At 39.0% G+C, this 13,702-nt stretch carries 10 protein-coding genes; 4 read left to right on the top strand and 6 right to left on the bottom strand.

Features of this window, described 5'->3' with window-relative positions:
- Positions 1-218: 218 nt before the first annotated feature.
- From ACX9NY_RS15720 to ACX9NY_RS15730, 3 genes are all read left to right on the top strand, one after another.
- Positions 219-2,030 carry a sensor histidine kinase gene (locus ACX9NY_RS15720; protein ID WP_472473669.1) on the top strand — a complete coding sequence of 604 codons (1,812 nt, stop codon included), beginning with the start codon at positions 219-221 and terminating at the stop codon, positions 2,028-2,030.
- Between the two features lie 231 nt (positions 2,031-2,261).
- Positions 2,262-3,872 (top strand): response regulator transcription factor, encoded by a 1,611-nt coding sequence (locus tag ACX9NY_RS15725; RefSeq protein WP_472473671.1) that lies wholly within the window; start codon positions 2,262-2,264, stop codon positions 3,870-3,872.
- A 532-nt stretch (positions 3,873-4,404) separates the two neighbouring features.
- Positions 4,405-6,084 carry a type 2 periplasmic-binding domain-containing protein gene (locus ACX9NY_RS15730; protein WP_222216034.1) on the top strand — a complete coding sequence of 560 codons (1,680 nt, stop codon included), beginning with the start codon at positions 4,405-4,407 and terminating at the stop codon, positions 6,082-6,084.
- Between the two features lie 103 nt (positions 6,085-6,187).
- Here ACX9NY_RS15730 and ACX9NY_RS15735 read toward each other — a convergent pair whose 3' ends face one another.
- Positions 6,188-6,511 (bottom strand): hypothetical protein, encoded by a 324-nt coding sequence (locus ACX9NY_RS15735; protein ID WP_472473673.1) that lies wholly within the window; start codon positions 6,509-6,511, stop codon positions 6,188-6,190.
- Positions 6,512-6,547: 36 nt separating this feature from the next.
- Complete coding sequence (locus tag ACX9NY_RS15740; protein WP_419891600.1) at positions 6,548-6,733, bottom strand: aspartyl-phosphate phosphatase Spo0E family protein; 186 nt, start codon at positions 6,731-6,733, stop codon at positions 6,548-6,550.
- Between the two features lie 164 nt (positions 6,734-6,897).
- Here ACX9NY_RS15740 and ACX9NY_RS15745 point away from each other — a divergent pair, with 164 nt between their 5' ends.
- The gene (locus ACX9NY_RS15745; protein ID WP_301250109.1) at positions 6,898-7,143 is read left to right on the top strand and encodes a helix-turn-helix domain-containing protein; all 246 of its coding nucleotides are present in this window, start codon (positions 6,898-6,900) and stop codon (positions 7,141-7,143) included.
- Between the two features lie 263 nt (positions 7,144-7,406).
- Here ACX9NY_RS15745 and ACX9NY_RS15750 read toward each other — a convergent pair whose 3' ends face one another.
- The 4 genes from ACX9NY_RS15750 to ACX9NY_RS15765 form a co-directional block, all read right to left on the bottom strand.
- Positions 7,407-9,083, bottom strand: a complete 1,677-nt coding sequence (locus tag ACX9NY_RS15750) for a YecA family protein (RefSeq protein WP_472473676.1) — start codon at positions 9,081-9,083, stop codon at positions 7,407-7,409.
- A 602-nt stretch (positions 9,084-9,685) separates the two neighbouring features.
- Complete coding sequence (locus tag ACX9NY_RS15755; RefSeq protein WP_105597807.1) at positions 9,686-10,732, bottom strand: hypothetical protein; 1,047 nt, start codon at positions 10,730-10,732, stop codon at positions 9,686-9,688.
- A 187-nt stretch (positions 10,733-10,919) separates the two neighbouring features.
- A complete protein-coding gene (locus tag ACX9NY_RS15760) occupies positions 10,920-12,506 on the bottom strand; it encodes an RNA-directed DNA polymerase (protein WP_472473679.1) in 1,587 nt (528 codons plus the stop codon).
- Between the two features lie 160 nt (positions 12,507-12,666).
- Positions 12,667-13,689, bottom strand: a complete 1,023-nt coding sequence (locus tag ACX9NY_RS15765; protein WP_472473681.1) for a hypothetical protein — start codon at positions 13,687-13,689, stop codon at positions 12,667-12,669.
- Positions 13,690-13,702 lie beyond the last annotated feature (13 nt).

Below are 13,702 nucleotides of genomic sequence, written 5' to 3' on the forward strand. Positions count from 1 at the left end.
TCCCAACGTTTGCCTGCGGGACCCGCTTACCCTCCAATTTAGCCTCCATAGCACTGCTCCTGTTCCCAAAAAAAGTTTTTGTGTGTGATGGGGTTCTCTGATATAAATAGTATCAAGCCATACTGAGGTCTGCTATATAACATTGTTAGGCTTGATAGTGTTTTGTTAGGGCCATCCTAGAAACAGTTGTTTACACACGAATTAGAAGGAGACTTTTTATGTATATATGGAAGCGCTTCATGCCTTTTCAAAATAAAACCAGATCCCGATTCAGTCTATTTGCCAAAATAAATCTGTTAATTGTGGTCTTATTTATCCCCATTCTGATCATGTACACCTACTCGAATAACGTCACCTATGATGTCGTCAGCAAAGAATTGCAGATCTCCAACACGAAGCAGCTCACGTTCTTGTCCAGTCAGATCGACTCGCGTATCAATCAGATGATGGATTTCAGCCTGATTCTCTCCCGTGATCCGAATGTCAGAGCCTTCAATGGCCTGAACATGTGGGATGATCGATATGACCGGATGCAGACCCGTTATGTGATTCAGGAGAAGATGACGCTTCAGACGAGCGTTACCGATATATGGCCTACCCGATATGCGGTGTATTCACAGCAGAATGAGGATGTCATCGCCAACTACAACCGAACTACAGGATATGATGAGGCTTATTTGAAAAAAAATATGAGCGGACAATGGACCTATGGGGACCAAAGTGCCGAATCACAGGATAAGATGAAATCCTTCTACTGGTTCTTTACGGACTCCCTTGCCCAACCTGGAATGCTCACTGGAAGCAATCTGGTGATTGAAGCCAGCTTCAGCTATGAGAACATTCAGAATATGCTGGATACGTATAAAGCGGGCGGACAAGGCGATCCTTTCTTATATCACAAAGGAAATGCACCCATTCTGAATCGCAGCGCGGACAAGCAATTATCCGCAGCACTCACTCAGTATCTGGATACGCACTCGCCAGAGGATACCACACAGGACGTGGTCGAACTGAATGGAAAGAAATATCTGGTTAGCTCCGTGAAGTCTACCTATCTGGATTGGCATCTGGTTGACGTCATCCCGCTGTATCAGATTTTGAAACCAATCTCGCTCAGTCAGAATCTGTTCTACACCAGTATGATTTTGCTACTCGTGGTGGGCATCTCGGCTTCCATCCTGCTGTACCGAAATGTCCAGTATCCGATCAAACAGCTGATCAAAGGCTTACGCCGTGTCGAGCAAGGCGATTATTCTGTTCGACTGCATAGCAAAAACCAGAATGAATTCTCATTCCTTTTCCGCCGATTCAACGATATGTCCCATCAGATTCAGGATCTGATCGAGAATGTGTTCCATGAGAAGATTAGAGCCAGGGAAGCTACACTAAAGCAGTTACAAGCACAGATCAATCCGCATTTCCTATATAATTGTCTAGGCTATATCATCAACATGGCTCAGATGAAGGACGAACAAGCTGTGGTCTCCATGGCGCATAACCTTAGTGCGTATTATCGCTATACCACCCGTATGGAAAAAGAGACATCTTCTCTTCAGGAAGAGATCAAGCTGCTGATCAACTATCTGGACATTCAAAAGCTGCGCAATGGCCGGATTGAATATCACATTGATATCCCTGAGGACATGCTTGCCCAATCGGTGCCGCGATTAATGCTTCAACCGATGGTTGAGAATTCCGTCATACACGGCGTAGCGAAGTCCTATTCCTCCGGGGAAATCCGAATTACTGGGGAGTGCAAGAATGGTTTTGGCAGAATATATATCGATGACGATGGGCCAGGCCTAAGCCCCGAACAGTACGAAGCGCTGAACTTGAAGATGCAGGAACCTTTACAGGAAGAAATGGGCTGCGGCCTTTGGAATACGAATCAAAGAATCATGCACACATTCGGAAGCCATTCCTATCTCCTATTCGGCCCATCCCCACTTGGCGGATTCCGAACCGAAATCATCTGGGAGATATCAAAAGAGGATACCGATTCCGATAAAGGTAGTACAGATACGAATTGATACGATACGAACGATGAGTTGACGATTTAATTTTGAACAAGATCATGTACACGATAACGCAGAGGACAGAAAAAACCTGAAGAAGCAAAGCGTTCGCCTTTATCCCCAGATTTACACATTTAAAAATTCAATCAATAAATCTGGGGGTAACAGCGATCGGAAGGTTATTCTGTCATCGGAGTGGCAAGTGTACATATGTCTGCGTTCAACCACCAAGGAGACAATACAAACATGCAAATGATGATCGTAGACGATGAAGCACACTGGGTCGATAACCTGTCCATGACCAAGCCCTGGCATACGCTCGGGATCGAACATGTGCATAAAGCATACTCGGCACACGAAGCACTGCAAATGATCGACACCCACCCCATTGATATCGTGATCTCGGACATTCAGATGCCCGAAATGACAGGTATTGAACTGATTGAACGCATCCGCATCCGGGACAAAAAAATAAAATGTATCCTGTTATCCGGGTATTCCGAATTCGATTACGCCAAAAAAGCCATCCAGTTCGAAGCCGTAGACTATCTGCTCAAGCCGCCCACAGACGATGAACTAATGGGTGCTGTGCAGAAGGCGATCGATCAATTGAACAATGAATGGGAACTGGTCAGCTCACTGACACGGACCCAGTTTACGTTGCGAGAGAATCTCCCCCATTTGCGAGGACGACTGCTCCTTGGGGCTTTGCAGGGACAACGAATCGCCGCTGCCGAATGGGAGCGGAAACTCGCCAATTACGATCTCCCTTTTCACACCGGGGATGCCGCGTTAATGCTGGTTCGTTTGGAAGAAGAATTCGGACACTATGACAGCAATGATCAGACCCTGATCGAATATGCGATCATCAACATGGCGGAAGAGATTATGGGGGAGTTCATGGAAGTGTGGGGTGTGAAGGAGGAGCACGGATATCTGGTGTTTCTACTGCAAATGAAAGAACGGAAAGGCGATATTGGCAAAGAAACCATGCTGGAGAAGCTGTCCATTCAGCTTCAATCCAAAGTAAAACAGTTTCTGAAAGGCTCCCTCTCCATCGTTATCACCGAGTGGTTCACCTTCCCGGAACAGATTTACGATCGCTTCCGTCAGGCTTCCGCTTATTTTCGGCAGATCGTGGGCGACGAACGTGAATTCGTCATGCGCGTGAGCGATGTCGAAACACCTGCGGCGCAAGGCCCCTTAGATGTACTGTACACCCCGCCCACCTTCATTAGCCTATTGGAAAGCGGACAATGGGATGCAGCCGAAGAGAAAATTCTTGCGGTCTGCGCCGAGTTGGACGAGAAATGGTCGGAATCCTGGGAACACTGCATGGAGGCAGGTTTCCTCATTACAGCATCGTTCACCAACATCGCCCATCGGAACAAGCTGACTCTGACCACTTTAATGGGAAATGATGTTGAAGATTTGCAAAGTGGGGAAGTTTTCGCTACCATCAGCAAATTACGCAAATGGTCGCTCAGCGTGCTTGGCAAACTCAAGGAAGGCACATCCAACGAGATCAAGGACATCCGTTCGGATTATGTGAAGAAGATTCAGGATTTTACAGATAAGAACCTGCATCTGGATGTATCTTTGCGCGTGCTCGCTGACCATGTCAATCTGCACCCGACGCATCTGTCCAAAATCTATAAGATCGAAACGGGCGAAGGCATCAGTGATTACATCTCGCGCCTGCGTATGGATCGGGCCTGTCACAAGCTCGTGACGACCACCAAAAAAGTATATGAAATCAGCATGGAGATTGGTTATATGGACCCGGCTTATTTTATCAAAGTGTTCAAGCGTCAGTTCGGCGTTACGCCGCAGGAATATAGAGACCAGCACAAATAACATCTTAGAGGTTGTTCAAAAAATCCGCTTTTGATTACGAAGGATGCCTCACGGCATCATCAGCATCGAATATGGAATTCAGCCGAAATGTCCGTTGCTCACGTAGTTTGCCTACGCTCCGCTACTCCATTTCTAGCTTTATCCCATCTTCTCGGTACTGAAAACCGAATTTTTTGAACTTCATTTGCACATTCATTTGAACATTCACTAATAGAGTCCTATGGAAACTAACAAACTCATATAGATGCCCTCCCACCCAAATTGGTACAGTTACATTGTAGAGGTTGTTCAAAAAGTCCGCTTTTGATTACGAAGGATGCCTAGCGGCATCATCAGCATCGAATATAGGATTCAGCCGAAATAAGCGGGAGGCTTACGAAGTATGTTTCCTTTGGAAACATTGTAGTTGCTCACGTAGCTCTATCTACGCTCCGCTACTCCATTTCTAGCTTCATCCCATCTTCTCGGTACTGAAAACCGGCCTTTTTGAACACGCATTTATAAAGATCATACACCGTAGGGGGATTGAACAATGATCAAATTCAAAACATGGTGGTCACTGCTCATGGTTATCGCGCTCATCACGATCACTGCGTGCGGCAGTGGCGAGACAGCCAGTGACAATGGTACCGATAATACGCCGGGAACTGTCGGCTCAGCTGAAGCAGAAGCTGCTTTTGCCAAAGGAAAATATGACCCACCGATCGAGTTCAGTTCGGTATTGATGCCGAAGAAATACGTGCAAGGAGATACCAAAGAAAATAACGTGCACGATCGCTGGATGCTCGAAACGCTGGGTATGAAGCATAAAGATACTTGGTATCCGGCCAATGACGATCAATACAGACAAAAACTGCAACTGGCGATCGCCTCTGGCGAGAAGCTGCCTGATTTCGTCACTGTACCAACCAATGCGGTGCTGACCAATCAGCTGATCGACTCCGGTCAATTCATCGCCATCGATGAGTTGTTCGACAAGTACGCGAGTCAGACCCTGAAAGATCACGCAGCAGCACATCCTGAACTGTGGTATCCGTTCACCAAGGACGGCAAGAAATACAACATGCCGATCATGGAGTACACCGATAACGACGATACACTGCTCTGGCTCCGTGAAGACTGGATGGAGAAGCTGAACCTGGAAGCTCCGAAAACCATCGCAGACCTTGAGAACATCATGGACAAATTCAAAAACGAGAACCCGGACGGTCTGTCTCCAGACAAAGTATTCCCGCTGGCGATCTCGCTGAAAAATAACACCAACACTTGGATGGGTCAGCTCGACTGGTTGTTCGGTGCATACGGCACAATCGAGGAGCAATGGAACAAAGACGCAAACGGCAATCTCGAGTACGGCTCCGTTAACCCGGGTGCCAAACAAGCTCTTGCCAAGCTGGCTGAATGGATGGATAAAGGTTATATTCACGCTGACTCCGCTCTGTGGGACGAAGGCAAATCCGCTGAAAGCTGGACAGCTGGCAAAGCAGGCATTCTGCCTGGCGCCAACTGGGTACCGGACTGGCCTGCACCTGACCTGCTGAAGAACGTACCTGGCTCGAAGTATAAAGCTTACCCTGTTCCAGCTGGCCCAGACGGCAAGATCGGTACGAAGTGGCAGAACTCTGGTGTCAACGCAAGTATCATGATCAACAAGGATGCGAAGCATCCAGAAGCCATCTTCCTGTACTACAACTACTTGCTCGATAACCTTGCGAACCCGAAAGCGGGCAGTGAGTATGAATACGGCTTCGCCAAAGGTTACGACTGGGATATCATTGATGGACAACCGACCAGTGACAAAGAGAAGATCAAAGACTTCTCCAACGAATTCCCTTTCCTGACCGGCCCAGCACGTATCCCGGATCTGTACATGAAAACACTCGTGAAGCTGGCCAATGGCGAGAAGCCTGAGACACCTTACGAGAAACAAATGGCCGAATTCCGTAAACCGGAAAACTGGTATGCTGGTAAAGTCGTTATGTCCCAGATCGACATCCGTAAACAAAACTATTTCACTGGCGCTGCAACACCAACTATGGTATCCAAATGGAACCTGCTCCGCCAGTCCGAGATGGAAACCTTCAACAAAATCATCTACGGCAATCTGCCAATTGATGCCTTTGACCAATTCGTCGCCAACTGGAAATCCAATGGCGGAGATCAGATCACGCAAGAAGTGAATGATTGGTTTAAATCGGTAAGTGCGAAGTAAGAGTTGGATTTTGGAAAAGTAGAGCATAAAAACCCGAGCCGAAGCGAGTTATTTACGCTTCGGCTCGGGAATTTAAGTGTAGATCAGGGTCGCTTCCCCTGACTTATGGGTTCGCTTTATTTGATTGAGCCTTCGTATCGTTCTCCTCCGGCATCGAATGACCCAGCAAGGAAACTGTCAGCTGAATCCCATCCCTCAGCCCTTGCATGTACAACCGTTCATTCTCTATGCCTTTGCTGACAATATAACGATTCTCCCACTCAGCATATTCAGGTGTCTGCTCGATATCCTTGCCAGTAAACAAAACTTGGAAGGCTTCGTCCTTTTCCTCACGTACACGACTCAATTCAGGGTCATGCTCGATTCGGGCAGATACTTCATCTAACCTTGCCTGGATCGCTTGTTGCAACCACGGCGGAAAATCCATTGCTTCTCCTCCCCTACGCATTATGTACCTCTCTCATCATCGTACAACTCGGTTATGTCTCGCCTTCATCTCACTCACTTGTGCCACCAGTTCATCCACCCTCCGGCTCTGTTCCTGAACCTCAGGGTTCTCCCACAACGGAATCGCTTGCTTCAAGGATGCCTCACCAAGCTGATTAAGCTTGCGCCGTTCCTCTTCCAATAAGTCAAGCAACCGGCTCATACATGCACCTCTCTGATGGGTCTAAACTGCGCCATGTCTTGTTAAGACTAGACGTGAGCAGTCAATTTTAATGCGATTATCGGTTTATTTCATTTTAATTCGATATACGCATTAAAACAACCATTATTTCTCATACAATTTGGTTGAAATGAGGGGTGTACATAATGAAGCATAGACAAGAACCACCTGGCGACAAAAACATCATCGGCTCCCGAGTCGTAGCTATTCGTAAAAGTAAGGGCATCAAACAACGGGAATTCCTCGCCAGATTACAAACATTGGGTTTGGATATCAGTCAGACAAGTCTTTCACGTCTAGAGGGTCAATATCGTCTTGTTCAAGATTATGAAGTGGTGATGATTGCGAAGGCTTTGGAGGTTTCTGTGGGGTATTTGCTTGGGGAAGAATAAATCATCTTACAATTTAACCCATATATTTTAATTCTTCTAAACAAATGTAACGCATGATATCCAAGACTAATATCACTTAGATTATAAACCTTCCAGCATTTATTTAATAGAAAAAGTCTGCCTATTAGTAGGCAGACATCATAACTTGAATAATTATTTCATAAGTGCTATTGAGTGGGATACTTATTCTTAAATTTTTCACTCAATGATTTGCTCTCGATATTATGTCAATTGGAGCTTTTAGCTTTCATATCATACTGTCTCTAACCGCAGCATTTTTTACTTTTTAATCCACTTCCACATAAGCACGGCTCATTTCTACCAATCTTTTGATTTCTAAATTTATATAAATCATCTATAAGTTTCATAATTTTTTTAGTATTTTCCACAACAATAATAAATAAAGTATAATTAAAGTTGACCAATCCTTCTTCACCCTGTAATGTACCTGCTCGCAGATTATGATAGATGTCATTTCTAAGATCATATAACCCTTGATAATAGTCATCATTCAGAATATCCACAATAATATTTGACAAGGCAGATTTATCTAGTTTTTTCTTAAAATCATGAAAGTACTTTATATCTTTATACTGAGGGTAACGTTCTGATATATAGCGGGACAATTTATCATAACAAGAGTATATCCTTGAAATAGCACTATAAAGTAAATATTGTTGATCCATCAGGTCATACAAGTGTAAATTCTCTCTTTGAATCCACTCTTTATAGAAAATTTCATTTTCCATATTACAAAAGTCAAATACACACCGTACTACTTCATTTAGCCTGAAAAATACATCGGCAATTATTATATTATTATACTGAGGAAGCTTATTGAATATTTTAATCTTCTCAAATTCTAATTGTTGTATTTCTTTACTAGAATATTGTTTATCAAAATGTGTAACTTGGAACTTCATAAATTTCGTGATCATTGGATGAGAAGTGTGTTCCTCGATATTTGTTAGGCTACTTACTTTACTTAATATGAGTTCAAATAATTCATAATGTTTGTTTAAACAAAAAATGAGGTTTTTAATTTGAGGCAAATAAAAATCCGCATCCACTGCATCCCCGTCTCGATTCCAAAACTTACTTGCTGCGATAACATCTTCGTTCATTTCTTCTTCTATTTTTTTTGAATAGTATGATAAATCATGTGTATTTAGTTTTCTTATTGTATTTAGTGTACGATACATATGATTACCTTTAAGACTGTCTAGTATATTCTTAATATCAGAATTCTTATAATCATCAATTCCTTTTATATAATCTTCAATTTTATAGTTTTTATTGAGAGATAATTCATCTTTGAAATTAAAATTGTAGACTATACCTAAGATAACGTATATTCTTTCGTTTACTTGGAACAAGTGTTCAATAGCGTTATTATAAAAAAATCTTCCAGAATAAAATTGTTTATCAGCGAATAGAATTCCACAGTTAAATAAAGCTAAGTCTTTACAGCAAAGATTCATAAAAAAATGCGTATCTTCTAATAGGTTAATCATGTATCCGAATTCTGTCATTTCTTGAGGGACTTTTGTTAACTCATTATCATTTAAGTACCTAACAACTAGATCATCTAAACTTTCTTCAATCTTACTGGTCCTGCTATATAGTATAGTTTTTAAAGTTTGTTTTTCCTTCTCAGTCAATAAATTATACCGATTGTCATCAACAATAGCTGTAAACATCTTATTTATTTCTGCATCATCAATCCAAAAATGTTTATCGATATAATCTGAAGTGAAGTATCCATTAAATTCATCCTTTTCAAAAATGGATCCAATATTTATTAAGGTCTCATCACAGCCATTTTCACATTCACAGGCACTATCGTGAATTATATATAGTGAAAAACTATCACAAACAGGACATTTAAATCTCTTCCTGTAACTGATACTAGAACTTACTCTCATCGCTTTCTTCCACATTTTATTTCCCCCTGTTATAAGAACACTTTTGTAAAAGGATTGGTCATATGCTTATCTCGCTTAGTGTTATTATCTAACGAAATAAAGTATCTTAACATGGCAGAAGTATTACGACTCGAATCTTTGGTGAGTAATATTGAAATCAACGGCTTCTTCCTCGAATAAATAGTAGACAACACCAAACTTAATTAAGTCATCAGTACTCGGCACTATTGAAGGACTATACCACTGGACAACCATTTCCCGAATGGGTGTGTTGTTGCATAAACATCTATTTCCACATCTAGTGTTCTACTTTTTAATTGTTTCTCATATTCCAAATGTCTTTCTATCATTATTCTCAATGGTCTAGTGCATAGATTAAGCCGTACTAAAGTTGATCTAATTCATGATAATAATAACATCTACAACGACAAGAATTAATAAACCTAACAATATGTATTCTTGTTTCTTCTCAATCATTCAAATGTGCCTGTATTCAATGCTTTAATAAAGATGTTTTCCAATTTTTATATTGGTTATACCGATATTAAAGCAATTATATTCTAAGCCGCGCAGTGTGAATATTATGTTAACTGAAGTTCCTGCCTTCATAGACTATGCTAATCACCATAAGTCCCTAACATATATGCATTCATTTCCTCTATATATTTGTTGTGTAAAGGGAATTTATTACGGCACAAATCTACCAACTTATCTCTTAATGTCTGGTCTTGAATCATGTACTTACACATATGCTCAAACTTTGCAAGTTCAATAGGTAGAGCTGGAATTTTTAGTTTCTCATATAAATGAAATAGTTCAGTAAAAACTCCAAGTGTTACTCCCACTACATCGTCATAAACTAATTGAGCTTCTCTTTTAGTATCGTCCCTATTGAAATATTGATGGAAGTTATCATTAAACAAGTTAAAGTCTATCTGCATATAGCCATCAAAAGTATAATTCTCTTCATTCCTTGCCTTTGATAAATGATCATATTTGTTGTCAAAAAGTTCTTCATAAGTTATCTTAGTAAGTTCAAGTTCGTCATGGTCCAAGTCACAGTAAATTCTCCATGTATCATCATGCGAATTAATTCTCTCATTATCAAATATTAGATGACCCCCTTTGTTTTTTATATCTAATTTCAAGTGCATAGAATAAGAAACAATGTCAGCATCATAATCAATTTTATTGGGGTTATGTTTATTTGATAAAGTTTGATATCGCTTTGGATTTGTTATTTTAAACACATCTTCTATAAAAATAAATTTATCACTGGTAATTCGATAACTTTGAATGCCGCAAAGAGTATTAATTGCTCTTGCAAGATATAGCTTTGCATAATAATTTGTAATCTCTATCCAATGAAGAGCTCCTGATAAATATAGATTCTTTGCTGCTAAATAGTTGTAAAATACTTTATAGAAAGAAAATAACGATTCATGTAGCAATGTAACTCTCAAAAGTTTCATATCTTTTTCATCAAGAGGAATTATGATTTTTGTGCCATTCTTATATTTCTCAAAGAAATCTACATCTTTATTAAAATTTTCATGCATAAACTTAGGAAGATGCCATTCTCTTGGACGTGGTACACCGGCCCTAAATTCAGCATATTCTGTATCTTTGTAAAAATTAATAATAGCGTGTCTTAATGAATTCATTGATTTTTCTCCTTTTTAATAATACTTTGCAGGAATTTCAGTTAACGTTCATGTATTCATGACGTCCGACGTAGTCGGATGTGTCTGCTGAATCTACTTCCTTGGAATCCATCCGGCACACCAAGCCTCCGTGAGGAGCCGCAGCTTGAATATTATGTTAGGTGAAGTACTGTGCTTTCTAGACATTCTAGAAGGAGTTTTTCTGTGCCCATTTCTCTATTACTTGCTCTAATAGATCTCTTTGAGTTAAACCTCTTGATTTATAATAGGGATTTCGTTCATCCTTTGGTAGGCAACTTATTGCTACTAGAAAAGCTCTCCTGACCCAAGGATCAGAAATAATACTAAATTTGTTTTCTCTAAAATATCTATGATTTTTTGATCTTCCTAAATCCAGTATCAGCTCTCTCACTGTGAAGTTATCATGATATTTCTTTATTAATTCAGAAAAAAAATGTTTATTGTTCCATTCATCATTATTAGAAAATAGATGCAATAACCAAGATCTATTGAATTCTAACTCACTCATAAAGCTACTTTGAAATAGGCTTAACACTTTATTTCCTATTTCATGCTTTTGTTCTTCACTATAAGATCTAACTAGTTCAAGATGATTAATAATAGTTTTAATAATAGGAAACAACTTTCTCATATTTTCTTCTGTCAATATCAAATCTGCTACTTCAGTACTATCAAAACGTGCTAAATTTCCGATTAGAAATTTAGCAAAGCCTATATCAAAGTCATCTTTATCAAGTTCTTCTTCTAGTAATTCAAATATGTTTAACTCATGAAGTTTTTTTATTTCTTCTTCTCCCAATAAGGAAAGATCAATTTCCCCATAGAAATCTCTACTAAACCCCAGTTTATCTAATAACTCATAAAACTCTTCAATGACCCTATCTTTTTCTCTATCCTTATATAAATAAAGATGCTTAGAAATAAAGCTTTCAGTAGTCAAAATTTTAGTTTTTTGTTCATTTAATTTTAAATTTAAAATATCATATAACTTTTGTGCTAAGAATGCTAACGATTTATAGGCATCATTTTCAGATTTACAAAAAAGCCGATAATCATCGACATATCTAATAAACATAATATCATTTTCAATAAGTATCATATCGATCTCATTTAGTATAAGCTCCGCTATTGGGCGACTAAACTGAGGACCAATTGGAAGTCCTTTATGAGTCTGACTGATGTGCATAGCTTTAATTATATTAATCAAAGTCTCAGCATGAGCATTCTTTCCACTTAACCTTACACATTCGCGCAGATGGGTCTCAATATTATGTAAATATATACTCGGGTAAAAGTCCGTAATGTCTGTCATCACAACATACGAATACTCTTCAGATTCTAACAAATCTCTTGTTTTATCTTCGTATTCCTTCCAATTGTATTTAGGATCAAACAGTGTACCATCACTTTCAGGATTTAGCCTGAATGAATACACAACATCATGTACAGCTGGTATTCTTTTGTTTTCTATTTCTTCAAATATTTCATAAATCAATGCGTTATATACTATTGAATCTAAGGGATCTAATTGAGTACATATTCTAAACCCGACATTACTCTTTGGTGTGATAGTAGTTCTATATGGTCTAACTCCATTAGAGTATACATCAGTTGTTAATAGATAATTTTTCACATCATCCCAATTCTCATTAATTGCTGCAAATTCAAAAAGCTTTGGAAAAACATAAGAATCCCCGTATTTATTAATATGCTTCAAGGACCAATTGAGAGATTCTTCTTTTAGTTTCAGCATTTCAAATTTTAACCTCCAGATTATTATAGTATTTCAGCTAACGTTCCTGTATTCACGCCCCGACGTATGTCGGGTGTACGGCGGATACCAAATCAAGGACGGATGTTCGCAGCGTGAATATTATGTTCTAAGAGGTTAGCGACTTCCCCGAATACACAAATCAATCAAAAAACATTTTTATGACCATCTCCTTAGTTACGTTGTAGCCCTTTAATCGAGTATTTTCATTAGTTATATAGATATTTTTGGGTGCCAATAATATTGGGTCAAGATGGCTCGTAAGTAATTCTTTTATTTGAACATAGTCAAATTGAACTGTCACTTCATCTTTATTAGATTCGCTTGTCAATAGAAGCTCTATTCTCAAATAATCTCTATTAGTATCTATTTTCACATCCGTTTTTAGATTATACCAATAATAATCATTAAATCCATTATAAGGTGAGTACGTAGATGAAAGATCTTGTGTTCCATCTATAATTTTTTCTGGTAGATTAATAATGTTCGAATAATAATCGTCATCTTCATTTGGATTATTTAATCCCATATAGAGCTCATTTGCAACCTCGATGTTTGTAAAAGGTAGAGGAAGCCCTATTAAAAATTGGTAAGAATCTTTATCATCCCATCTTATAATCCGCACCTTTAAAAACTGACCAACAATCACTATAGTATTAATATCGTTTTTTGTATTCCCACTTAAAATTTCTTGTGGAGTTGGTAAATCACTAATTTTTTTAGTGTTTCCAATAAACGAAATTAACCGAATAAACAAAAAAATTGTAGAACCTACACAAATAATAAATGACGTAGATATAATAAATTCAAGTAGTGTAGATACAGGAGGCTTGATTATCAATAAAACCATAAGAAAAACTAATGATAACATTATAAGAGAATACATAGCTGTTGATAGTATTCGTCTTGTCAGTTTACTTCCATTATTATAAATTTGATTGTAGATTGTATATTGCTCAAAAAAATGTAATTCAGCATCAATATTATAATGAGTATTTATATATCTGGAGTATTTTGAAAGTTCCCAAAATACTTCTCTTAATTTTTGAATATTTTGTTGCATACTAAAAGAAAAGAAAATAGCTATCAATCCAACCAAGGTAGAGATCGTCGTAACCACTCCAAAAGCTATAGTTAAAAGGTTACTCAAGTTTTCTATTTGCATTCTTATCACTCCT

Source organism: Paenibacillus sp. CB74, assembly GCF_055687625.1.